The sequence below is a fragment of the Streptomyces sp. NPDC093252 genome (assembly GCF_040683675.1).
In the GTDB taxonomy this organism is placed as follows: domain Bacteria; phylum Actinomycetota; class Actinomycetes; order Streptomycetales; family Streptomycetaceae; genus Streptomyces.
In genome coordinates, this window is sequence record NZ_JBFBEM010000017.1 from 138361 (window position 1) to 162468 (window position 24108).

The 24108-nt window shown below is 73.6% G+C and carries 19 protein-coding genes; 12 read left to right on the top strand and 7 right to left on the bottom strand.

Going from position 1 to position 24108, the window contains the following annotated elements:
* Positions 1-17 precede the first annotated feature (17 nt).
* The 5 genes from AB0O01_RS31100 to AB0O01_RS31120 form a co-directional block, all read right to left on the bottom strand.
* Positions 18-1388, bottom strand: coding sequence for an STM4012 family radical SAM protein (locus tag AB0O01_RS31100; RefSeq protein ID WP_365318585.1), 1371 nt, complete (start codon positions 1386-1388; stop codon positions 18-20).
* Complete coding sequence (locus AB0O01_RS31105) at positions 1385-2191, bottom strand: STM4013/SEN3800 family hydrolase (RefSeq protein WP_365318683.1); 807 nt, start codon at positions 2189-2191, stop codon at positions 1385-1387. Before AB0O01_RS31105 ends, AB0O01_RS31100 begins: the two co-directional genes overlap by 4 nt.
* 80 nt (positions 2192-2271) lie before the next feature.
* On the bottom strand, positions 2272-3483 hold the full coding sequence (locus tag AB0O01_RS31110) for an STM4014 family protein (RefSeq protein ID WP_365318685.1): 1212 nt from the start codon (positions 3481-3483) through the stop codon (positions 2272-2274).
* 79 nt (positions 3484-3562) lie between these two features.
* Entirely contained in the window at positions 3563-4519 is a 957-nt protein-coding gene (locus AB0O01_RS31115; protein WP_365318587.1) for an STM4015 family protein, read from the bottom strand.
* 19 nt (positions 4520-4538) lie between these two features.
* Entirely contained in the window at positions 4539-5495 is a 957-nt protein-coding gene (locus AB0O01_RS31120; RefSeq protein WP_365318588.1) for an STM4015 family protein, read from the bottom strand.
* A 216-nt stretch (positions 5496-5711) separates the two neighbouring features.
* On the opposite strand from AB0O01_RS31120, the gene AB0O01_RS31125 reads away from it, so the two are divergent.
* Entirely contained in the window at positions 5712-6038 is a 327-nt protein-coding gene (locus AB0O01_RS31125; RefSeq protein WP_365318590.1) for a hypothetical protein, read from the top strand.
* 201 nt (positions 6039-6239) lie between these two features.
* A complete protein-coding gene (locus AB0O01_RS31130; RefSeq protein ID WP_365318687.1) occupies positions 6240-7298 on the top strand; it encodes a DUF6745 domain-containing protein in 1059 nt (352 codons plus the stop codon).
* Positions 7299-7383: 85 nt separating this feature from the next.
* On the opposite strand, the gene AB0O01_RS31135 is transcribed toward AB0O01_RS31130, so the two are convergent.
* Entirely contained in the window at positions 7384-8703 is a 1320-nt protein-coding gene (locus AB0O01_RS31135; protein ID WP_365318591.1) for an FAD-dependent oxidoreductase, read from the bottom strand.
* Between the two features lie 325 nt (positions 8704-9028).
* Between AB0O01_RS31135 and AB0O01_RS31140 the strand changes: the two genes are divergently transcribed.
* The 9 genes from AB0O01_RS31140 to AB0O01_RS31180 all read left to right on the top strand — a co-directional run bounded on the left by AB0O01_RS31140 (position 9029) and on the right by AB0O01_RS31180 (position 21760).
* Positions 9029-9727, top strand: a complete 699-nt coding sequence (locus AB0O01_RS31140) for a nucleotidyltransferase domain-containing protein (protein WP_365318689.1) — start codon at positions 9029-9031, stop codon at positions 9725-9727.
* A gap of 347 nt (positions 9728-10074) precedes the next feature.
* Positions 10075-12210 carry an elongation factor G gene (fusA, locus tag AB0O01_RS31145; RefSeq protein ID WP_365318593.1) on the top strand — a complete coding sequence of 712 codons (2136 nt, stop codon included), beginning with the start codon at positions 10075-10077 and terminating at the stop codon, positions 12208-12210.
* Positions 12211-12934: 724 nt separating this feature from the next.
* Positions 12935-14254, top strand: coding sequence for a sugar ABC transporter substrate-binding protein (locus AB0O01_RS31150; protein WP_365318594.1), 1320 nt, complete (start codon positions 12935-12937; stop codon positions 14252-14254).
* Positions 14255-14265: 11 nt separating this feature from the next.
* On the top strand, positions 14266-15267 hold the full coding sequence (locus AB0O01_RS31155) for a sugar ABC transporter permease (protein ID WP_365318691.1): 1002 nt from the start codon (positions 14266-14268) through the stop codon (positions 15265-15267).
* 175 nt (positions 15268-15442) lie between these two features.
* Positions 15443-16282: a carbohydrate ABC transporter permease gene (locus tag AB0O01_RS31160; RefSeq protein ID WP_365318693.1), complete on the top strand. Its 840-nt coding sequence runs from the start codon at positions 15443-15445 to the stop codon at positions 16280-16282.
* Between the two features lie 11 nt (positions 16283-16293).
* A complete protein-coding gene (locus AB0O01_RS31165; RefSeq protein ID WP_365318596.1) occupies positions 16294-17703 on the top strand; it encodes a GH1 family beta-glucosidase in 1410 nt (469 codons plus the stop codon).
* A 266-nt stretch (positions 17704-17969) separates the two neighbouring features.
* Positions 17970-18500, top strand: coding sequence for a GNAT family N-acetyltransferase (locus AB0O01_RS31170; RefSeq protein ID WP_365318598.1), 531 nt, complete (start codon positions 17970-17972; stop codon positions 18498-18500).
* Positions 18501-18508: 8 nt separating this feature from the next.
* Complete coding sequence (locus tag AB0O01_RS31175; protein ID WP_365318599.1) at positions 18509-20023, top strand: ABC transporter substrate-binding protein; 1515 nt, start codon at positions 18509-18511, stop codon at positions 20021-20023.
* Between the two features lie 12 nt (positions 20024-20035).
* The gene (locus tag AB0O01_RS31180; protein WP_365318601.1) at positions 20036-21760 is read left to right on the top strand and encodes an ABC transporter permease subunit; all 1725 of its coding nucleotides are present in this window, start codon (positions 20036-20038) and stop codon (positions 21758-21760) included.
* 333 nt (positions 21761-22093) lie between these two features.
* On the opposite strand, the gene AB0O01_RS31185 is transcribed toward AB0O01_RS31180, so the two are convergent.
* Positions 22094-22906 (bottom strand): CDP-alcohol phosphatidyltransferase family protein, encoded by an 813-nt coding sequence (locus AB0O01_RS31185; RefSeq protein WP_365318602.1) that lies wholly within the window; start codon positions 22904-22906, stop codon positions 22094-22096.
* Between the two features lie 106 nt (positions 22907-23012).
* Between AB0O01_RS31185 and AB0O01_RS31190 the strand changes: the two genes are divergently transcribed.
* Complete coding sequence (locus AB0O01_RS31190; RefSeq protein ID WP_365318604.1) at positions 23013-23996, top strand: zinc-binding alcohol dehydrogenase; 984 nt, start codon at positions 23013-23015, stop codon at positions 23994-23996.
* Positions 23997-24108: the final 112 nt, after the last annotated feature.

Consider the following 24108-nt stretch of genomic DNA (forward strand, 5'->3'; position numbering starts at 1 on the left):
TCATCGTCACGGTCACCTCACTTCGGTTCGTATGCGGCCATGCGTGCGGTCACGGCCGGCGAGAAGAGTTCCGGGCCCACCGCATCCGAGTGCGCCAGGCCCTGCGGGGACAGCCGCAGGCGGTCGGGGGCGGCCGTGTCGTCCAGCCAGCCCCGGTCGTGGAAACGGGCCAGTTCGGCGGGGAAGTCGTCGGCGGGGGTGGTGGTGAAGCGGCTGCGGTAGTCGGGCACGTACAGCCCCTCGGACTGGAGCAGGGACTGGAGGAGGTGGCGGCGGCGGGACTCCTGGGGGGTCATCTCCCAGCCGTGGTCGGCGTGCGCGAAGGCGGCGGTGGAGCGGGTGGTGTAGGCGTCGATGATGCCCCGGATGCGGTGCATGTCGACGGCGTAGTCGAAGGAGTAGTGCAGCGCCGAGGTGTACGAGCGGGCGCCGCAGCCCAGGCCCACCATGCCGTCCGTCTGGCAGGCGTAGTCCCCGCCGCTGGTCGTCGGGGCGTCCGCGCGGCGGAACATGCGCATCGACACCTGCTCGTAGCCGTGGGCGAGGAGGTGGTCGCGGCCGTGGTGGTAGAGGCGCAGGCGGTGTACGTCCCAGGCCGCGTCGGCGTCCGGCGTGCCCTGGCGGTGGCGGTCCAGGCCGGTGAGGGGGCGGACGTATAGGGGGTACAGGTACAGCTCCTCCGGGCGCCAGGCGAGGGCCGCGTCCAGGGACTGGGTCCAGGTGCGTTCGGTCTGGCCCGTTATGCCGTAGATCAGGTCGATGTTCAGTACCGGTATCGCCGCCTCGCGGATCCGGGTGAGCGCCGCCTCCACGTCCGCGCGCCGCTGCGGCCGTACGGCCGTCCGCGCCTCCGCGTCGACGAAGCTCTGCACGCCCAGGCTGAGGCGGGTCGTGCCGCGCGCGGCCAGCACCGAGAGGCGGTCGGCGGTCGCCGTGGCCGGGGACGCCTCCACCGACAGCGGGATCGCGGCCAGATCGGCGCCCAGGCCCTGCTCCGCGAGATCGCACAGCCGCTCCAGCTCGGCCGCCGTGAGGAAGGTCGGCGTGCCGCCGCCGAACGCCGCGTTGGCGAACCCCGCCGGACCGCCGAGGGCCTCACGGGTCGCCGTCGCCTGACGCTGCAGGGCGTCCAGATAGGCCGTCGTCAGCTCGCCCGGCGCGCCGATGCGGGTGAAGAGGTTGCAGAAACCGCAGCGCACCTCGCAGAACGGGATGTGGAAGTAGAGGGAGAGCGCGGTCTTGGGCTCGTCCGCCCAGAGGTCGCGCAGGGCCGCCCGCTCACGGGGCAGTGGGCGGTACGCGGTCTTGTGCGGGTAGGCGTAGACGTACTGCTGGTACGGGCGGACGGCGGCGCCTAGGGCGGCGGCCGTGGTCTCGGTGAGGGTCATCGGGCCTCGTCGACGAAGAAGTGGGCATAGGGAACCGTCCAGACGACCTCATGGCCGACGCGGTGACCGGTGTAGCCGTCCTCGCCGTACGCGGTGCCGTGGTCGGAGCAGACGATGGCGAAGCACGGGCGGCGGCTCGCCATGGCGGCCAGCAGCCTGCCCATGTGCCGGTCCACGGCGACGAGGGCCGCCGCATGGGTCTCCCGGGTGTCGCCCGTCTCCCGGGTGGCGCCGGGCAGATGGAACCAGTTGGGCTGGTGCAGCGCCGACACGTTCAGGAAGAGGAACAGCCGCTGCGCGCGCGGGAGGCCCGCCACGACCTCCTCCGCCCGGGTCACCTGCGCCTCGAACGACGTCGGCGAGGTCACCCCGAACTCCGGCTCCCAGTGGCTCTCCTGGAACATCCCGGGCAGGACCGAGCCCAGGGGACCCCGCTTGTTGAAGAAGCCGACCCCGCCGATGCACACCGTGCGGTAGCCCGCCTCGGCCAGCCCGGACACCAGGTCGGGCGTGTCATAGACGAAGGTGCCCTCCGCCGTGCTCTCGCTCCCCGCGAAACGCGCCGCGAACAGCCGCGGATGCGGGCCCTGTCCGGCCGGGGTCGGCAGGAAACCGGCGAACATCGCCTGATGGGAGGCGTAGGTGAAGCTCCCGGGCGCGTGCCGCCGCTCCCAGGCGCCGCCCGGCAGATACCGCGCCAGGTGCGGCAGGCGGCCCGCCTCGGCCAGCTCCTGCGCCACGTCGTAGCGGAGCGTGTCGAGGGTGACGAACAGGATGTCGTGACGGCCCACGACGGCGTTCATGTCAGGGGATTCGGTGGTGGGGGCGGTTGTTGTGGGCGTGGTGGTCGTCATCGTCATGGTGGTGCTCCGTGCGGTGGTTCTCATGGGGCTCGGTACCGGGGGCCTGTGGTGGGTGGTTCGCGGGTGGCTTGCCCAGGGGGGTGGCACGAGGGCGGGTTCCTATGGAGCTGGTACGGGGGCGGCTCCCAGGTGGGTGCCGCGGCGATCTGGGTCGCGTAGGTGTCCAGGCCCTCGGCGCCGCTGCCGGGCAGGCCGGTCAGACGGGGCAGGAGGTCCCCGAAGGCGTTCACCTCGCCCACGGCGAAGCGGCGCCAGCCGGTGGCGGGCAGGATGTCCACCCCGACGCACAGCGTGCCCGGGAAGCACGCCGCCGCCCGCTCGGCGGTTCCCAGGACGTCGTCCAGGCGCCCGCCCGCCGCGCCGATGGCCTCCTCGGCCGCCGCCAGATCGCCCCGGGCGCCCCCGAGATGCAGATTGGTCATCGGGTGACGGCTGGTCCGTACGACGGCGTGGGTGGCGCGGCCCGCGACCACCACCACCCGTAGATCCGCCGCCCGGCCGCCCTGGGACGCCTTCGGCAGCCAGCGCTCGACATGGACGCCGTCCGGCACCAGGGCGTCGATCAGGGCCGCCACCTCGCGCTCCGAGGTGTAGTGCCGGACCTGGAGGGAGTTGTGGAGACGGCCGTCCGGGGTGGTCTCCACGGATGTCGTCGCCTTGACCCGCCCCGGCCCGGCGACCGACAGGGCCACGACACCGGACGCCGACGAACCGTGCGCCGGTTTCACGAACGCCCGGGACATGCCCGCCGCCCGCAGCCCCGCCCGGAGCGTGTCCCAGCCGTCCACGGGGATGCCCGTCAGGGCCGGGGGGACCGGGACGCCCGCCGCGTCGAGCCGGGCGTGGCAGAGCCGCTTGTCGAACAGCACCGCCACCTCCTCCGGGTCGGCCGAGACCACCGCGCCCGCGCGGCGCGCCGTCGCCGCCACCTCCCGCAGGGCGCCCGTGAAACGCCGGTACCACAGGGCCGTGCCCTCCACCCGGGTCGGCTCCTCGGCACCCCGCAGCAGCCGGTCCACCTCCGCGTTCTCCCCGGGGGAGTCGATACGGACGAACTCGCCCGGGGCGAACGCGTACGGCGTGCCGCTCAGTACGTCCCGCCACGCGAGCACGCGCGCGGGTGCGTGACCGGCGGCGCGGACGGCGTCCAGGAACAGGGTGGTACGGCGGTTCTCCGGGTTGCCGACAACGGTGAGGAGGAGGCGGGGGCCAGGGGTGGCTGATCCTCCTATGGGGCGGGTGGGGGCGGGGTCCCGGGGGGTGTCCCGTTTCCCAGCGGCGGGGGCGGGGGCGGGGTGCCGGGGCCTTGTGTCACTCGGAGACGGCCACATAGCGCCTCTCCCGGCTCCGCCGACGCGGCGAGCCCTGCTGGTCGGACAGGTCCACCTCGGTCCCGGCCGGGGTGAGCGCGGCCCGGATCCGGGCGGTCATGGCGTCGCTGAGGAAATGGTGGTGCAGATCCAGCCGCTTCAGATGGGTCAGCGGCTGACCCCCGAGCAGCGCCTCCGCCCCCGTGTCGCCGAGGGTGCCCATGGCCAGGCTCAGCGACTCCAGTTGGGCCACCATCGGTGCCGTGGCGACCGCCGCCGCGATCTCGTCCTGCACCTCGCTGTCCTCCAGGCCCAGATGCCGCAACGCCGGGAGACGTCCCCCGGACAGCAGCGGCGCCAGGTCCGCCACCGTGGTGTCACCGCCGTAGTGGGAGACGCCCAGCCACAGGTCCAGCCGCTCCAGGGCGGGCAGATCGCTGGCGCCGACCGCGCGCACCACGGGCGCGGGCAGCCCGCCCGACTCGAACCTCAGGACCCGCAGTGCCTCGTGCCGTACCGGGCGCAGGGACAGCGGTTCCTCGCCCATGCCCTGGGAGTCGCCGCCGCGCACACCCAGTTCCTCCAGCAGCGGGAAGCGCTCCAGGACGGGGGTGATGTCGGTGAGCATGAGCCAGGAGATCTCGCACTCCTCGCCCGACACATCGGCCAGGAACAGGGCACGCAGCGCCGGGAAGCGGTCGGCGTCGGCGAGCAGCAGCTCCAGGGCGGGGCGCAGATCCGAGTAGTCGTCGTCGTGCCACCACGGGCCGATGACCAGCGACCGCACCTCTTCGGTCGCTACCCGCCGTGTGAAATACCGCCACAGGTCGGTGAAGGGTGTCTCGCCGGCGCAGTCCAGCCGCCAGGTCACCTCGCCCGCGGGCGGGAGGCTCTGGGTGTCGTCGGTGAGGGACAGGGTGAAGGTCTCCCTGCCGTGGCAGGTTTCGAGGAGGTCCATGATGATCGGGTCGGTCCTCTCATTCCGCGACGGCGGTGAAGCGGTGGATCTCGCCGTCGTCGTCCCATTCGCGGCCCGTGCCGGACAGTTCGACCTCGACGCCGTGCGGCTCCAGTGCCGCCTGTATGCGCTGGGCCACCGGGTCGGTGATGAAGTTGTGATCGAGGTCGAGGCTGGTCAGGTGGGTGAGCGGCTGGCCGTCCAGCAGCGCCATCGCGCCCGCGTCGGTCAGCACCCCCATCGACAGATCCAGGGAGGTCAACTGGGCCACGACCGGGGCCGCGGCGACCGCGGCGGCGATCTCGTCCTGGATCTCGCTGTTGCGCAGGCCCAGATGGCGCAGCGCCGGGAAACGCCCCCCGGCCAGCACCGGCGCCAGATCGGCCACCGTCGCGTCACCGCCGTACCCGTTCACACCGAGCCAGATGTCGAGGTGCTCCAGCGCGGGCAGCTCGCTGGCGGCGATCCCGCGCACGACCTGGCCGGGCAGCCCGCCGGCCTCGAACGTCAGGGTACGCAGGGCGCGGTGGGCCAGGGCGGGGAAGCGCAGCCCGGTGCCGCCGCGCACCCCGAACTCCTCCAGCAGCGGATAGGCGGCGAGGACCGGCGTCACATCGGACTGCTCGATCCAGGAGATCTCCGCCTCCTCCATCACCAGGTCGCCCAGGAACACCGCGCGCAGCCCGGTCAGCTCCTTGTGGGCGTCCACCAGGCGCCGCACGATGTCGCTGGAGTCGTGGTCGTACACCTCGCCCCACGGCCCCACCACGATCGCCCGGACCCCGGCCGGGTCCACCGTGTCCAGGAACCGCTCCCAGCAGTCGCCGAACTCCTCGTCCGAGTCCCCATAGGGGTCGATGGACAGCCGCCAGGCGACCGTGCCCACCTCCGGCAGCCGTGCGTTCTCCTCGTTGGGGTAGGGGAGATCGAAGACCGGGAGGCCGTAGAACTCGGTCAGATGCTCGACGTAGGGCATGGTGCTGGCCTCCTGGGACCGGACGCGGCGGGTGGTTGCGAGATTTCTACCAACCCGCACTGACAATGCGCCGACCGGGAGGGTGGGTTGCCGCCCCGGACGGCTCCGTCCACCGCTCGGAATTGGTGAAGTGCCAGGTCAGAGCGGATTGTCAGTGCCGCCCCGTAGCGTTGTGGTCATGGGTCGGCGAGGTGCCGACGGCGAAGGGAGACAGGTATGTACCGGCAGGGCGACGTCCTGATCGTGCCCGTCCGGGCGGAGGCCGTGCCGCCGGGCACCGACCGGCTGCCCCAGCAGCCGAGGGATGTACGGGGCCGGCTGGTGCTGGCTCTCGGCGAGGTCACCGGCCACGCCCACGCCGTCGTCGGACCGGGGACGCTGGTCCGCGAGACCGGCCCGTTCGGCGTCGCCTACCTCCATCTCCCGGACGGCGGACGGGTGGTGCACGAGGAGCACGCGGCGATACCTCTCCCCAAGGGCTGGTACCGGGTGATCCGGCAGCGCGAGTACGCCCCCGGCGCGGTGCGGGTGGTGGCGGACTGACCCGGCGGACGGCCGGAGGGAGAAGGGCGGAGGGGGAAGGGCGATATAGGCGGTATGGGGAGTGAGGGGGGTAGTGCGGCGATGACGACGGGGGCGACACGGATGGCGGCGGCGAGGGTGGAGAACGGAATGTCGGAGGACGGGATGACGGTGGGGGCAGCGACGGTGGACGGCGGGGCGGCAGCAGGGACCGATGGGGTCATGGGGACCATGGGGGCCGACTTGGTGTCGGAGGAGTGGACGGACGTGACGGCCGAGTGGCGTGAGGTCGTGGCGGCGACCGGGCCCGCCGACCGCACGGCGGCCGAGGACGGGGTGCGTCTGGCGTACCGGCTCGCGGGTCTGGCCGAGCCGGAGACCGTCGTCTGGGTGGGTTCCCCGCGGGCCGGTGTACTCACCGCCGCCCGGCTGACGGCGGACGGGACGGCCGGTCCGAGCGTGCGGGACGCGGTCCGCACCCGGCCCTGGGCCGCCGCCCGGCAGCAGGTCTTCGACCGCCTCGGGCCGGCCGGCTGGGCCGAGCACTGGGCGCTGACCGGCGCCGCCCTGTGGGACGGCACGGCGCTGCTGGCCGAGCGGGTGCGGACCGGGATCATCGAGACCGTGGCCGAGTCGGCGGCGGGCGGCGAGCAGGCGGTGCGGCTGACACTGCTGGACGCGGTGCTCGGCCAGCACGACGCGGCCTGGCTGGCCGCCTTCGACGGGCAGGAGGGCGCCGAACCATTGGCCGGGGTCCTCGCGGTCGCCCGCGCTGCGGGCTGGTGGTGGCCGTACGAGCGGACGGCGATCGTCTGCGAACGGCCACTGGAGCTGCACCGGGACGAGGCGGGCCGGCTCGACCGGGGCGACGGCCCGGCGCTCGCCTACTCGGACGGATTCGCCCTGCACGCGTGGCGCGGGATGCCGGTCCCCGCCGAGTTCCTCGCCGGGCTCGACGGGCTCACCCCGCAGCGGATCCGCGAGGAGGAGAACGCGGAGCTGCGCCGGGTGATGCTGGAGCACTACGGCTACGAACGGTATCTGGAGGAGTCCGGCGCCGAGCCCGTGCAGCGCGACGAGGCGGGGGTGCTGTGGCGGATCGAACTGGTCGGGGACGAGCCGCTGGTGATGGTCGAGGTGGTCAACTCCACCCCGGAGCCGGACGGCACGCACAAGACGTACTGGCTGCGCGTGCCGCCTCGGATCCGGACCGCGAAGGAGGGCGTGGCCTGGACGTTCGGGCTGGACGAGGGGGAGTACACGCCGGAGCGGGAGACATGAGCAGCCGGAGGCCGGTCGTGCCTGCGGAGGCCGGTGGGGTTGGTAGCGGCAGTGTGGTGTGTGGGGCGGGTGTCGCCGGGGGTGTTCAGTCCACGTGCTCCGGGCGCAGGCCCAGTCCGATGAAGCGGGCCGTCCAGTGGCGCAGGAACGGGAACCGGCGCACGGCCCGGAAGGCGAGCGGGGGCCTGCCGTACGTTCCGGGTTCCATCCCCGTCCCTGTTTCCGCCCCCGCCGCTGCCCCCATTTCCGTTCCCGTCCCCGTCCCCGTCCCCGTTCCTACCCCTGTCCCCGTCCCGGTTCCTGTTCCCGCTCCTGTCGGGTACAGGTCCCTCATCAGTCGGACCTGGACGAGCTGCACCGCCCGTACCGGCAGCGAGCGGCGGCGCTGGACGGCGGCCAGTTGGCGTGCGGCGGGGGTGCGCCCGGCCCTGAGGGTGGGGCCGAGCATCCGGGCGGCGGCGACCGCGTCCTGCACGGCGAGGTTGATGCCGACCCCGCCCGCCGGGGACATCGCGTGCGCCGCGTCCCCGATGCACAGCAGGCCCGGCCGCCACCAGGTGCGCAGCCGGTCGACGCGTACGTTGAGGAGCTTCAGGTCGTCCCAGTCGGTGATCTCCCGCTCCAGACGGTCCGCGAACGCGCCGCGCACGGAGGCGATCCGCTCGCGCAGCCGCGCCAGACCCTCGGCGCGCACGGTGGCATAGCCGCCGGACGGGATGACGAAGGCCGTCTGCCAGTAGTCGCCGCGGTCGATGGTGATGAGGAGATGGCCGGGGCCGGTGCGCAGAAAGCCCATGGTCTCGCCGGGCTCGCGGCTCAGCCGGAACCACAGCACATCCATCGGGGCCTCGCTCACCGACAGCGGCAGCCCGGCCGCGCGGCGCACCGCCGAGTGCCGTCCGTCGGCGGCGAGCACCAGATCGCTGTGGACCTCCAGCGGGCCGTCCGCCGTCCGGGCCAGCACCCCCAGCACCCGGCCGTCCGCCCGGACGAGGTCCGTCGCCTCGGCCGTGAGGACCAGTCGGAACGACGGCAGCTCCCGCGCCTTGCGGGCGAGGAAGTCCAGGAGGTCCCACTGCGGCATGAAGGCGATGTACCGGTACTTGCCGGGGAGCCGGGAGAAGTCGGCGAGTTCGAGGGACCCGGCCGGGGTCTCCACGGAGAGGGTGCGCACCTCGCTGTGCCGGATCCGCAGGAACTCCTCGATCAGCCCCAGCTCGTCCAGGACCTGGAGGGTCGAGGGGTGCACGGTGTCGCCGCGGAAGTCGCGCAGGAAGTCGCCGTGCTTCTCCAGCACGGTCACGTCCACGCCCTGCCGGGCCAGCAGCAGGCCCGCCATCAGGCCGGCGGGGCCGCCGCCGACGACACAGCAGCGGGTGGTGAGGGTTCGGGTCGGGGTCTGCACGGTCGTCCGCTCCTGTCGGTTTCCGGGGGCCGTCCTCCTGGAGTACCGGGTGGGCCGGGCCGCGTCCACGACCGGGACGGCGCGGGACGGAAAAGAGGAGGCCGTCCGGAGTAGTGGCTGTGCATCATGACGGTTCGCCACCGCCCGTCCGGGCGGGCGGCGCGTTCGGCACCAGGGGGGTACCACAGGCATGACCACGACGGACGGGAGCAATGCGACGGGCGGGGACGGTATGGCGGCGGGGAGCACGGGGGCGACCGCTACCGCGACCGCGACGGCGACGGCGACGGCGACGGTGGGGGTGGCCGGGGGGTCGGCGGAGGCGGTGGGAGGGCGGCATCTTCTGCTCTCCGGGATCGTCGGCTCCACCGCCTATGGGCTCGCCCACCAGGACTCCGACATCGACCGGCTCGGTCTCTTCGCCGCCCCGACCGAGGAACTGCACGGTCTGCGCCCGCCTCAGCAGTCGTATGTCACCACCCACCCCGACCGCACCCTGCACGAGGCGGCCAAGTGGTGCCGGCTGGCCCTCGCCGGAAATCCGACGGTGATGGAACTGGTCTGGCTGCCGGAGGAGTTGTACGAGGTGAGGACCGAGCCGGGGGACGAGCTGATCGGCATCCGCACCCGCTTCCTGAGCGCCCGCCGGGTCCGGGACGCGTATCTCGGGTACGCCGTCCAGCAGTTCCGCAGGCTGGAGCAGCGCGGCGACGGTCCCCTGTCCGCCGGCGCCCGCACCCGCGTCGCCAAACACGCCCGCCATCTCAAACGGCTCTGCCACCAGGGCTATGAGCTGTACCGCACCGGGCGGCTGACGGTGCGGCTGGACGACCCGGAGGCGTTCCGCCGGTTCGGTGAACAGGTCGCCGACGACCCGGAGGCGGCGCGCCCGCTGCTGCGCCGGTTCGAGGAGGCGTTCGACGCCCACCCCGGAGTGCTGCCCGGGGAGCCGGACGAGCGGGCGGTGGAGGCGTGGCTGCGGGGGGTGCGGAGACGGTTCTACGGGGTGGGGGTGGGGGGTTGATCAGTGGGGTGGGTTGATAAATGGCGTGCCCGGTGGGGGCGCCGGTCCCTACACTCGGCGTGCCGACGAGAGCAGACGAGACGAGGGGACCGGCCGTGCGTGACCGTACCGCTGTGGTCGTTTCCCCTTCCCGTGCCCGGTACCAGGTGATCCTGGTGTCCTTGGGCGTCCGGTGCCCGCTGCGCGGCCGGTACCGGATGCCCGTGACGGGCCACTGAGGCGACGGGCGACGGCTCTTCCGACGCCGCCGCCGCCCTTGGCCTCGTACACCGTTCCGCAGCTCCTGCGGTCCGCTCGTCCGGGAATCGCGCCGCCCCTGTCAGGATCACCTGAAAGGCCACCGGGCCGTGCGCAACCACCAGCACCTCATCAATATCAATGACAGCACCGGCATCGACACCGTGCGCAACCTCGGCATCCTCGCCCATGTCGACGCCGGCAAGACCACCGTCACCGAGCGGATCCTGTTCGCGGCCGGGGTCACCCACAAGCGGGGTGAGGTCCACGACGGCACCACCGTCACCGACTTCGACCCGCAGGAGCGGGACCGGGGGATCACCATCTTCGCCGCGGCTGTGAGCTGCGCGTGGGACGGGCATCGGCTCAATCTGATCGACACCCCTGGGCACGTCGACTTCGCCGACGAGGTGGAGCGGGCGCTGCGCGTGCTCGACGGCGCGGTCGCGGTGTTCGACGCGGTGGCCGGGGTGGAGCCGCAGAGCGAGTCCGTGTGGCGGCAGGCCGACCGGTACGGCGTACCCCGGATCGCCTTCGTCAACAAGCTGGACCGCGCGGGCGCCGACCTCGACACCGCCGTGGCCTCGATCCGGGCGCGGCTGCACCCGGCCCCGCTGGTGGTGCAGATGCCGATCGGCGCGGAGGACGACTTCCGGGGCGTCGTCGATCTGGTGCGCGGGCGGGCACTGGTGTGGACCGACGGCCGGCTCGCCGACGGGCCCGTTCCGCAGGAACTGCGGGCGGAGGCCGGGCGGCGGCGCCGGGCGCTGGAGGAGGCGGTGGCGGAGCTGCATCCGGGCGCGCTGGAGGAGTTCTGTGCCGAGGGCACGCTCACGGACGCCACCCTGCGCACCGCCCTGCGCGACCTCACCCGCAGTGGGGAGGGCGTCGTCGTGCTGTGCGGGTCGGCGTACCGGGACCGGGGCGTGGAGCCGCTGCTCGACGCGGTGGTGGCGTATCTGCCGTCGCCGTCGGACGTACCGCCCGTGCGGGGTCCGGGCGGCGGGGGGACGGAGGAGGAGCGCGCCGCCGATGCCGGTGCGCCGCTCGCCGCCCTGGCGTTCAAGGTGAGCGCCACGGCGACCGGCCGGCTGACCTATGTACGGCTGTACTCGGGCACGATCGGGAAGGGGGACACCGTGTGGGACGCGACGGCGGGCCGGGCGGAGCGGATCGGCCGGATCCTGCGGGTGCAGGCCGACCGGCACGAGCCGCTGGAGCGGGCTGTCGCCGGGGACATCGTGGCCGTGATCGGGCTGAAGTCGGCCCGCGCGGGCAGCACCCTGTGCGCGCCGGACGCTCCGCTGCTGCTGGAGCCTCCCGGCATCGCCGAGCCGGTGGTGTCGGTGGCGGTCGAGGCGCGCCGGTCCACCGACACCGGACGGCTCGCCGGGGCGCTGGCGCGGCTGACCGAGGAGGATCCGTCGCTGGTGGTCCGTACCGACCCGGAGACCGGGCAGACACTGCTGTCGGGCAGGGGGGAACTCCATCTGGACGTGGCGGTGGAGAAGCTCCGCCGGGACCCGGCTGGCAGGGGCGACGGTGGCGGCGGGGGCCTCGGGGGCGGGGTCGATCTTGTGGTCGGGCGCCCTCGGGTGGCGTACCGGGAGACCGTGCGGCGGGGGGTGACCGGGTTGGTGTACCGGCATGTCAAGCAGGACGGCGGGGCCGGGCAGTTCGCGCAGATCGTGCTCGATGTGGCGCCGGGGGAGGAGGGGTCGTTCGTGTTCGAGTCGGCCGTGGTCGGCGGGCGGGTGCCCCGGGAGTTCGTCCGGGCGGTCGAGGCGGGCTGCCGGGACGCGCTGGCCGAGGGGCCGCTCGGCGGGCACCCGGTGACGGGGGTGCGGGTCACGCTCACGGACGGGGCGACGCATGTGAAGGACTCGTCGGAGGCGGCGTTCCGTGCGGCGGGGCGGTTCGCTCTGCGGGAGGCGTTGCGGCGGAGTGTGATGGTGCTGCTGGAGCCGGTGGTCGAGGTGGAGGTGTCCTTGCCGGGTGGGTTTGGTGGGGGCGTGCCGGGTGACTCCGCTGGAGGCTTGCCGGGTGACTTCGTCGGGGCGGTCCTCGGGGATCTCGGGGGGATGCGTGCTCGGGTGGCCGGGACCGAGGTGCGGGGTGGGGTGACCGTGGTCCGTGCGGTGGTGCCGTTGGCGGAGTTGTTCGGGTATGCGACTCGGTTGCGGGGGCGGACGCGGGGGAGGGGGGCGTTTGTGGGGCGGGGGGTGAGTTATGCGGAGGTGGGTTGAGGGTGGGGGTGGGGGTGGGGTGGGGTAGGTGACGTTGGGGTTTGTTGAGGGGTGAGGGGGTTGGGGTGGGGTGGGGGCGGTTGCTTTCGTCTGCGGGTGTGCGGGGGCTGGTCGCGCAGTTCCCCGCGCCCCTGAGGGGGTGGTGGTCACCGGAGTTCCTCCGTGCCGCTCCTGAGGGGGTTGTGGTCACGGGCGTCCGCTCCGTGCCGTCTCTGGCGGCGTTGCGGTCACCGGCGTTCGCCCCGTGCCGCTCCTGAGGGCGATGTGGTCCCGGCGACTTCACCCCACCCCGCATACAGCCCCCGCCCCTTCACAACCCAAACACCCGCCACCGCTTCCACCCCGGCCCGCCCTCATCTCCCGCGGGGGATCGGCCCGCCACCGCTTCCACCCCGGCCCGCCCTCATCTCCCGTGGGGGATCGACCCGCCACCGCTTCCACCCGGCCCCGCCCTCATCTCCCGCCGGGAAACGCCCCGCCACCGTCTCCACTCCGCCCCACCCGCCCCCATCTCCCCCGGCGAATGGCCCCCCACCGCCTCCACCCCGCCCCGCCCCCATCTCCCGCCGGGAAACGCCCCCACCATCTCCACCCCACCCCACCCCCACCCCCGTCAAGAAACGCCCCCCACCCCCCTGTCCAATCCCTTGACGCCGTCCGCTGCAACGGTTTAACTCACGTCCTAAATTAAGCCATGATGGCCTCCCTGAAGGGACACCCCTGCATGCGCAGCATCCGAGTCGCGGCCGTGGGCGCCGTCACCCTGTCACTCGCGCTGGCCGCCTCCGCCTGTGGGGGTGGGTCCGCGACCGACGGCGGGGGGTCCAACGACTCCCCGAAGACCCTCACCTACTGGGCCTCGAACCAGGGCGCCAGCATCGAGGTCGACAAGGAGGTGCTCCAGCCCGAGCTGGACAAGTTCGAGGAGCAGACCGGCATCAAGGTCGAGCTGGAGGTCGTCCCCTGGTCGGATCTGCTGAACCGGATCCTCACCGCCACCACCTCCGGCCAGGGCCCGGACGTGCTGAACATCGGCAACACCTGGAGCGCCTCCCTCCAGGCCACCGGCGCGCTGCTGCCCTGGGACCAGGCGGCCCTCGACAAGATCGGCGGCAAGGACCGCTTCGTCGACTCCGCGCTCGGCTCGACCGGCGCCGCGGGCCAGGCCCCGGCCGCCGTCCCGCTGTACTCGATGGCGTACGCGCTCTACTACAACAAGCAGTTGTTCGCGGACGCCGGGATCACCGAGCCGCCCACCACCTGGGACGAGCTGATCGCCGACGGCAAGAAGCTGAGCGGGGACGGGAAGTGGGGCCTCGCGGTCGAGGGCTCCAATCCGGCCGAGAACATCCATCACGCCGTCGTCTTCGTGAAGCAGCACGGGGGCGACTTCTTCACCGCCGACGGCAAGCCCGACTTCACCTCCGACGCCGCCGTCACCGGGGTCAAGCAGTTCGTGGACCTGATGGCCGAGGACAAGATCGTCGCCCCCGGCAACGCCGAGTACGCGCAGAACCAGTCCGTCAGCGACTTCGCCAAGGGCAAGACCGCCATGCTGCTCTGGCAGTCCGCCTCGGCCAACCTCACCTCGCAGGGGATGAGTGAGGAGGCTTATGGGGTCGCGCCCGTGCCCGTCCAGTCCGGGGCCCCGGGTACCGGCACCGGCGTCAACTCCATGGTCATGGGCATCAACCTGGCCGTCTTCAAGAACAGCGACAACCTCGACGGCGCCACCGAGTTCGTGAAGTTCATGACCAGCGACGCCGAGCAGAAGATCCTCAACACGGCCTACAGCTCCATCCCGCCGGTCAAGGGCGCCCAGGCCGACGCCGCCTTCACCACCGACGCCAACGCCGTCCTCAAGGACACCCTCGCGGGCAGCGCCGTCGCCGCGCCGCAGGTGCCCGACGAGTCCCAGTTCGAGACCGCCGTCGGCACCGCCATCAAGGACCTGTTCGCCGAGGCTGCCGCCGGGCGCCCGGTGACCGAGGACTCGGTGCGGGCGGCACTGGAGAAGGCCCAGCAGCAGATGCCGGCGGCGTGAGCGCAGCCGACGTGACCACCACCAGCCCCGCGGCTCCGGCCGGCGAGAGCGCGGTGCGCAAGTCCCCGCCCGGAACGGCGCCCCGCCCGCGCCGCTCCGGGCGGCTCCGGCGCGTCTCCCTGCCGTATCTGCTCCTGCTGCCCGCCCTGCTCCTGGAACTGCTCGTCCATCTGGTGCCGATGGTCATCGGCATCGTGATGAGCTTCAAGGAACTCACCCAGTTCTACATCCGCGACTGGGGCACCGCCCCCTGGACCGGCCTCGGCAACTACACGATGGCGGTGGACTTCGACGCCCCCGTCGGCGAGGCCCTGCTCCGCTCCTTCCTCACCACCTGTCTCTTCACCGTCCTCTCGGTCGGCCTGTGCTGGCTGATCGGCACCGCCGCCGCCGTCTTCATGCAGGACACCTTCCGCGGCCGGGGCCTGCTGCGCGCCCTGTTCCTGGTGCCGTACGCGCTGCCCGTCTACGCGGCCGTCATCACCTGGGTGTTCATGTTCCAGCACGACAACGGGCTGGTGAACCATGTCCTGCACGACCAGCTCGGCATCACCGGCACCCCGTCCTTCTGGCTGATCGGCGACAACAGCTTCTACGCCCTGCTGACCGTCTCGGTGTGGAAGGGCTGGCCGTTCGCGTTCCTGATCGTGATGGCCGGGCTCCAGAACATCCCGCGCGATCTGTACGAGGCCGCCGCGCTGGACGGCGCCGGGATGTGGCAGCAGCTCCGCCGGATCACCCTGCCCTCGCTGCGCCCGGTCAACCAGGTGCTGGTGCTGGTGCTGTTCCTGTGGACGTTCAACGATTTCAACACGCCCTATGTGATGTTCGGCAAGTCCGCGCCCGAGGCCGCCGATCTCATCTCCGTCCACATCTACCAGGCGTCCTTCGTCACCTGGAACTTCGGCACCGGCTCCGCCATGTCCGTACTCCTGCTGCTCTTCCTGCTCCTGGTGACCGGCGTCTACCTCTGGTTCACCTCGCGCGGACGGAGGAACACCGCCGATGTCTGACGCACCCGGCAACGCCCCGGGGACCCGGCCCAGCACCCCGGAGGCGGCTCAGCCCCGTTCCCCGGAGGCGGCCCGCTCCCACTCCCCGGCGCCCCCGAGCCGCTCCCCGAGGGCGGCCCGACCCGGCTCCCCGGGGATCCGGACCCGCTCTCCGGGGATCCGGCCCCGCGCCCCGATGGCCCCGCCCCGCTCCTTCCTCTGGTCCCGGCGGATCTTCCTCACCCTGCTCACCGGCTTCGTGCTGCTGCCCGTCTATGTGATGGTCTCCAGCTCGCTCAAGCCGCTCGCCGACGTCACCGGACAGTTCCGCTGGCTGCCCAGCGAGCTGACGATCCGCCCCTACATCGACATCTGGTCGACCGTCCCGCTCGCCAAGTACTTCCTCAACTCGCTGATCGTGGCGGGCGCGGCCACCGTCTGCTCGGTCGTCATCGCGGTGTTCGCCGCCTACGCCGTCAGCCGCCACCGCTTCCGGGGCCGGCGGATCTTCACGGTCACCGTGCTGTCCACCCAGATGTTCCCCGGCATCCTCTTCCTCCTCCCGCTCTTCCTGATCTACGTCAATATCGGCAACGCCACCGGGATCGCCCTGTTCGGCTCGCGCGGCGGGCTGATCCTGACCTACCTCACCTTCTCGCTGCCGTTCTCGATCTGGATGCTCATCGGCTACTTCGACTCGGTGCCCCGCGATCTGGACGAGGCGGCCCTCGTCGACGGCTGCGGGCCGCTCGGCGCGCTGTTCCGGGTCGTCGTCCCGGCCGCCGTGCCCGGCATCGTCGCGGTCGCCGTCTACGCCTTCATGACCGCCTGGGGCGAAGTGCTGTTCGCCTCGGTCATGACCAACGACACCACCCGCACCCTGGCCGTCGGCCTCCAGGGCTACTCCACCCTCAACGACGTCTACTGGAACCAGATCATGGCCGCGTCACTGGTGGTGAGCGTGCCCGTGGTCGCCGGATTCCTGCTCCTCCAGCGCTATCTCGTCGCCGGTCTCACCGCCGGCGCCGTCAAGTGAGGCGCCGTCAAGTGACCGGAACTCCCGCCCACCCCGAAAGGACTCCCGTGTCGGAACGCTTCGACCGCATCGACCTCGCCGCACTCCCCGACGACTTCCTCTGGGGCACGGCCACCTCGGCCTACCAGATCGAGGGCGCCGTGGCCGAGGACGGCAGGTCGCCGTCGATCTGGGACACCTTCTCGCACACCCCCGGGAAGATCGACAATGACGACCACGGGGACCTCGCCTGCGACCACTACCACCGCCGCGACCAGGACATCGACCTGATGCGGCGGCTCGGCACCAACGCCTACCGGCTGTCCGTCGCCTGGCCCCGGGTGGTGCCCGGCGGCGACGGCCCGGTCAACGCCAAGGGCCTCGCCTTCTACGACGAGCTGATCGACGGGCTGCTCGCCGCCGGGATCACCCCCTCCGTCACCCTCTACCACTGGGACCTGCCACAGGTGCTCCAGGACCGCGGCGGCTGGCCCGAGCGCGCCACCGCCGAGCACTTCGCCGCGTACGCCTCCGTCGTCGCCGAGCGGCTCGGGGACCGGGTCACCCACTGGACCACCCTCAACGAACCCCTCTGCTCCGCCTGGATCGGGCACCTGGAAGGGAAGATGGCGCCCGGCTGGACCGACCTCACCGCCGCCGTCCGCGCCTCCTTCCACCTCCTCCTCGGCCACGGCCTCGCCGCCCGGGCCATCCGCGCCGCCGTGCCCGGCGCCCAGGTCGGCATCGTCAACAACCTCTCCACCGTCCACCCCGCCTCCGACCGCCCCGAGGACCTCGCCGCCGCCCGCCGCATGGACGGCCACACCAACCGCTGGTGGCTCGACCCGGTGCACGGCCGCGGCTTCCCGGCCGACATGCGCGAGGTCTACGGCGTCGACCTGCCCGAACGCCCCGGCGACCTGGACACCATCGCCCAGCCCCTGGACTGGCTGGGCCTGAACTACTACTTCCCGCAGACCGTCGCCGACGCCCCCGGCGCCCCCGCCCCCCATGTCGACACCGTCCGCCGCGGCGGCGTCCCGCGCACCGGCATGGACTGGGAGGTCGACGCAGGCGGCATCGAGACCCTGCTGCTCCGCCTCACCGAGGAGTACGGCGCCCGCAGGCTGTACGTCACCGAGAACGGCTCGGCCTACCCCGACGTGATCCGCCCCGACGGCACCATCGACGACCCCGAGCGCCAGGAGTACCTGGTCCGGCATCTCGCCGCCTGCGCCTCCGCCGCCCGCAAGGGCGCCCCGCTGGCCGGCTACTTCGCCTGGTCGCTGCTCGACAACTTCGAGTGGGCCTACGGCTACGCCAAGCGCTTCGGCCTGGTCCATGTCGACTACGCCACCCAGCGCCGGACGATCAAGGGCTCCGGCCACCGCTACGCCGACCTCATCCGCGCCCACCGGGGACGCGCCGCCGAGGCGGCGTAGCCCTCCGGGCGGGGCACACCTTTCGGGCGGGGCGCACCCTCCGGGCGGAGCACACCCTCCCGGCGGGGCACATCCTCCGGGCGGAGCACACCCCCCGGCGGGCTGCACCCTCCGCGCCGGGGCGCACCCTTCCGGCCCGGCGCGGAGGGTGCAGGTCGGGGCGGAGACCCTCCGGAGGGTGCGCCCCTCCGCCCGTGGCGGCGCCCCGCCCCCTCCCCATGCGACCCCCCGATCTGCCCCTTTTGCCTCTTGCGTACGATGTGCAGGTGTGTGAGTTCATCATCAGGACGGCGGGGCCGCAGGACGTGGACGGTGCGCGGGCGGTCATGCTCGACACCGTGTACCGCGACTTCGGCTCCGGATACGTGCCCCGCTGGCACGCGGACATCATCGATCCGGCCGCCGCCTACCTCACCCCCGACCGCCACACCCTCCTCGTCGCGCTGGACGCCGACGGCGAGGTGATCGGCACCGGGGCGCTGGACTCCCGCGGCCCCCTGCACCCGCCCAACCCGGCGCACCTCGCCGCCCGCTACCCGTCCGGCCCGACCGCGCAACTGCGCCGGATCTACGTCCGCCCCGGGCACCGGCGCCGCGGCATCGCCCGCACCTTGGTCGCCGCGCTCCTCGACTTCGCGGCCGGACACGACTACCGGGCGGTGTATCTGCACACCGACCCGGCCGTGCCCGGCGCCGAGGCGTTCTGGCGCTCGCTCGGCAAGGCCGTGCACGACGAACGGGACGACCCCGGCGGCGGACAGGGCATCATCCACTTCGAGATACCGATCGGCCGGTAGTCACCCCCATGCGTCACCCGTTCGCCCTCCCCTCGTTCCGCCCCCGGCTGCTCGCCCCGCTGCTGATCACCCCCCTGCTGGCCGGCTGCTTCTCCGCCGGTCCCGGTGAGGACACCTCCGGCGACCGTGCCGAAGACGGCTCCCGGCTGCGCGTCGCGCTCGCCTTCCCGCCCGCCGAGAGGCTCTCCCCGTACGGCGCCGACGCCACCATCCTCAGCCGCCTCGGTGTCACCGAGGGCCTGACCGCGCTGGACGCCGACGGCACCGCCGTCCCCGCGCTGGCCACCGGCTGGACCCGGGAGGACGACCGCACCTGGGAGTTCACCCTGCGCGAGGCCGTCTTCCAGGACGGCGGCGAGGTCACCCCGGCCGCCGTCGCCGCCGCCCTCGGCCACGCCTCCCGGGCCGAGCCGCAGCCCGCCGCCCTGACCGGCGTCACCCTCACCGCCACCGCCGAGGGCCCCCGTACGGTACGGATCACCACCGGCGCCCCCGACCCCGTCCTCCCGCTCCGGCTGGCCAGCCCCAACCTCGGGATCCTCTCGGCGAACGCGTACACCGGCGACTCCGTCGACCCGGTCAACACCGCCACCGGCCCCTTCGCCCTGACCGAGGTGTCCGGCGCCGCCTCCGCCACCCTCCGGCGCCACGACGACCACTGGGGCGACCCCGCCCGCGCCGCCGGGATCGACGTCCGCTTCATCGCCGACGGCACCGCCCGCACCGCCGCCCTGCGCACCGGGCAGGTCGACATCGCCGAGGCGATCCCGGTCTCCCAGGCCGCCACCCTGGACGAGGCCACGGTCCGCGAGACCGCCACCACCCGCACCACCAACCTGCTCCTCAACAGCACCACCGGCGCCTTCCGCGACCCGGCCCTGCGGGCCGCCGCCCGCGCCGCCGTCGACACCGCCGCCCTCGCCGACGGTGTCTACGAGGGCCATGCCGACCCCGGCGTCGGCGTCTACGGGCCCGCCGTGAGCTGGGCCGGGGAGCGGCGGCAGCAGCCCACCGGACGGGCCGACGCCGAGGACCCCGACGGCACCGCCATCACCCTGGCCACCTACGACAACCGGCCCGAGCTGCCCGAGGCCGCCCAGGTCCTCAAGCAGCAGTTGGAGAAGGCCGGGTTCCGGGTCACCCTCGACGTCCGCGAGTACTCACGCATCGAGAGCGACGCCCTCGCCGGGAAGTTCGACGCGTTCGTCCTCGCCCGCAACAGCCTGGTCGACACCGGCGACCCGGTCGCCATCCTCGCCTCCGACTACTCCTGCGACGGCGGCTACAACCTCGCCCACCTCTGCGACCGGGGCGTGGACCGCCTCATCGCCGAGGCCGAGGGCATCGCCGACACCGAGCGGCGCCGGGACGCCGCCCTGACCGCCGAGGCCCGCCTCATGGCCACCGACGCCGTGATCCCCCTCGTCCACCAGCGGATCATCACCGGCGTCGGGGAGAGCGTGCGCGAGGTCCGCCTCGACCCCTACGAGCGCACCCTCGTCACCCCCGCCACCCGGCGCTGACGGGGCCCGCCCGTGCGACGTACGGCCGGTCCGCTGCTCTGGCGTGCCCTGCTGGCCGCGCTGCTGGTCGCCCTGGTCGGCCTGCTGCCCTGGCTCGCCCGCACCGACCCCGCCCGCACGGTGCTGAGGGCCCGCGCCGGTGACCGCGACCCCACCCCCGAGGCGCTGGCCGCCGTCCGGGCGGAACTGGGTCTGGACCGGGGCCCGCTGCGACTGCTCGGCGACTGGCTCGCCGGGCTGCCCCGCGGCGACGCCGGACGCTCCTGGATCTCCGGCGCCGAGGTCGCCCCCACCGTCCTCCAGGCGCTCGGCGTCTCCCTGCTGCTGACCGCCGTCGCCCTGGCCGTCGCCGCGCTCACCGCCGCCCTGGTCTGCGCCCGCACCCTGCGCACCGGAGGCCGGGGCCGACCCGGCGGCAGCGGATCGGCGGTGCTCGCCGCGCTGCCCGAGTTCCTCACCGCGTCCGTGCTCGCCACCGTCGTCGGCGTCCACCTCGGCTGGCTGCCCGCCCTCGGCTGGTACGGCCCCCAGTACACCCTGCTGCCCGGCCTCGCCCTCGGCCTGTCCGCCGGGGCGGTCCTCGGGCGGCTCCTGGACGACCTGCTGCCCGGCGCCTTCGCCGAACCCTGGGCGCGGGCCGCCGCCGCCCGGGGCATACCGGCGCGGCGCGTCGCCCGCCAGGCGGTCCGCCGCACCCTGCCCGCGCTGCTGCCCAACGCCGGGCTCTTCGTCGTCGGCATGACGGGCGGCGCGGTCGCCGTGGAGCAGATCTTCGACATCCCCGGCCTCGGCCGGACCACGCTCCGGGCGGCCCTCGCCCAGGACCTCCCGGTGCTCCAGGCCGGCACCCTCGCCCTCGTCCTGCTCGCCGCCTGCGCGACGGGCGCCGCCCATCTCCTGGCCCGCCTCCTCATCGGCCCCGCCCTCGCCGACGGCGCCCTGCCCACCCTGCACCGCCGCACCCCGGCGCCCCGTACCGTCCTGCCCTGGGCCCTCACCGCCGTACTGCTGACCGTGATCGCCGCCGGGCTGCCCCGCGACCCCCTCGCCCTCGACACCGGACAGCGGCTGCGGCCCCCCTCCCGGTCCCACCCGTTCGGCACCGACGCCCTCGGCCGCGATCTGCTCGCCCGGGTCGCCCACGGCGCCGTCGACACCCTGCTCCTCGCCCTCGCCCTCACCGCCGCCACCCTGGTCGCCGGGGTCGCCCTCGGACTGCTGCCCCGCCTCTCCGGCCCGATCGCCGACACCGTCAACGCCGTACCGCCCGTCCTCGGCGCCCTCCTCGTCACCGCGCTCGCCGGACGCGGCCCCGGCACCCCCGCCCTCGCCGTGGCCGCCGTCGCCTGGGCACCGCTGGCCACCCACACCTCCGCCCTCCTCGCCCAGGAACGCGCCGCCCTCCACCTCACCGCCACCCGCGCCCTCGGCGCCGGCCCCTGGTATCTGCTCCGCCACGAACTGCTCCCCGCGATCGTCCCGCCGGTCACCCGCCACGCCCTGCTCCGCCTCCCCGGCATCGCCCTCACCCTCGCCTCCCTCGCCTTCCTCGGCCTCGGCGCCCAGCCGCCGCACCCCGAATGGGGCCTGCTCCTCGCCGAGAACCAGCCCTACGCCGAACGCGCCCCCTGGTCCGTCCTCGCCCCCGCCACCGTCCTCGCCCTGCTCGGCGCCCTGGCGGTGAGCACGGCGGGCGGGATCGGGTGGCCTCGGGGGCTTCGGCGTGGGGGCTGGTGAGGGGGACGGTGCTTCGGCGTGGGGGTCGGTGAGGGGGATGGCGTTTCGGCGTGGGGGTCGGTGAACGAGAGGGCGTTTCGGCGCGGGGCCTGACGGGAGGGACAGCACCCCGGCGCCGGACCGGATGACCGGGACGGCGCCCTGGCGCGGGGCCCGGGAAGAGGGACAGCGCCCCGGCGCCGGATCCGAGGAGAGGGACAGCCCGGCCGGGATCCCTGTCACCCCTCCTGCGGGGCCGCTGCCCGGCGTCAGCGCTGCTCCGCGGGGAGCCGCCCCCGTGGCCGAGGGGACCGGCGGGGCGGCGGGACTGCACCCGCGTGACCCGACGGGACGTCAGCCCGCCACCGGCTCCAGCACCACCACCCCACCCTCCTCCACCCCGATCCGCACCACCACCGGCGTCACCCGCAGGGCCCGCCGGGACGTCCGCCACAGCCACCGCACATCCCGCCCGAACGACCACACCAGCAGCGCCAGCGCCAGGGCCACGACCCCCGCGTTCACCGCCCACGGCAGCATCCGCGCCCCCGCCACCAGCAGCAGCACCCCTTGCAGCGCGGCCACCGTCTTGCGGGCCGTGCTCGGCGGCAGCGGCGCGGTCAGCCACGGCCACCGCCACGCCGCGGCCACGAACACGTACCGCATCCCGCCGATCAGCAGCACCCACGGCCCCAGCGACAGCGACACATACACACTCAGCACCAGGATCAGGAACGCGTCGACCTCCATGTCGAAGCGGGCGCCCAGCGCCGACGAGGTGCCGGTGCGGCGCGCCACCCTGCCGTCGACCCCGTCCAGGATCAGCGCCACCGCCGTCAGACCGACCAGCAGCGTGACCGGCGGCGCCGACCGGAACGAGTCCGCGACCAGCGCCGTCACCCCGCCGACCAGGGTGGCGCGGCCCAGGGTGACCCGGTTGGCCGGACCGAACCGGCTCAGCCGCGAGCGGCGGACCGCCGCCGACAGCACCGCCCACAGGGCGACCGCGAAGACCAGCCCGCTCAGCCAGCCCGCGGGCCCCAGCCCGATCGCCGCGCCGAGCAGCGCCAGCAGCAGAAGCTGCGCCCCCGCGCCGACAGCGGGTTCCCGGAGAACCGGCCGGGTCCCGGGACAGGTCCCGGCTCCAAGGGTGTTGTTCAGGGCCACCGCGCATCCTCCGGCCGTGTGACAGAGTCGTCCGTCGCCGCGTACTGTGCGCGGCCTGTGCACACCAGGTACGTGAACACCTTCCCGATGGTTCAGGGGGACCCGGATGAACCGCTCCGCGTACGCGTTCTGGCTCGCCCGGCCGGGTGAGGGCGAGATCCGCCCGGTCACCCTCCCGGAACCGGGCCCCGGCGAGGTCGTCGTCCGGGCCCGCTACTCCGGGATCAGCCGCGGCACCGAGACCCTGGTCTTCCGCGGCGGCGTCCCGGCCAGTCAGCACACCACCATGCGCGCCCCGTTCCAGGAGGGCGACTTCCCCGCCCCGGTCAAGTACGGCTACCTCAGCGTCGGCACGGTCGAGGAGGGCCCGGACACCCTGGTCGGCCGGACCGTCTTCTGCCTCTACCCGCACCAGACGCGCTACGTCGTCCCCGCCGCCGCCGTCACCCCCGTACCGGAGTCGGTGCCCGCCGCGCGGGCCGTGCTCGCCGGGACCGTGGAGACCGCCGTGAACGCGCTGTGGGACGCGGCGCCGCTGATCGGCGACCGGGTCACGGTGGTCGGCGGCGGCATGGTCGGCTGCTCGGTCGCCGCCCTGCTGGCCCGCTTCCCCGGCGTCCAGGTGCAGCTCGTCGACGCCGACCCGGCGCGCGCGGCCACCGCCGCCGCCCTCGGCGTGGAGTTCGCCGCCCCCGAGGACGCCCTCGGCGACCGCGATCTCGTCGTCCACGCCAGCGCCACCGAGCACGGACTGACCCGCGCCCTGGAACTCCTCACCCCCGAGGGCACCGTCCTCGAACTGAGCTGGTACGGCGACCGCCGGGTGAGCCTGCCGCTCGGCGAGTCCTTCCACTCCCGCCGCCTGGTCATTCGCGGCAGCCAGGTCGGCACTGTCTCCCCGGCCCGCCGCGCCGGCCGGAGCCACGCCGACCGTCTCGCCCTCGCCCTCGATCTGCTCACCGATCCGGCTCTGGACGCGCTGATCACCGGGGAGTGCGCCTTCGAGGAACTCCCCGTGGTCATGCCGCTGCTGGCCGACGGCCGCACCCCGGCCCTGTGCCACCGGGTCCGCCACCCCGCGGTGACCTGACCCGGGAGACGTCGACCCGTACGGCGGTGAACGGTCGGTGCCGGACAGCCGTATTACCGGGTGTCCGGGTCCCGTCACCCGGATGGATCCCGTGTCCGGTACCAGGAGGGTC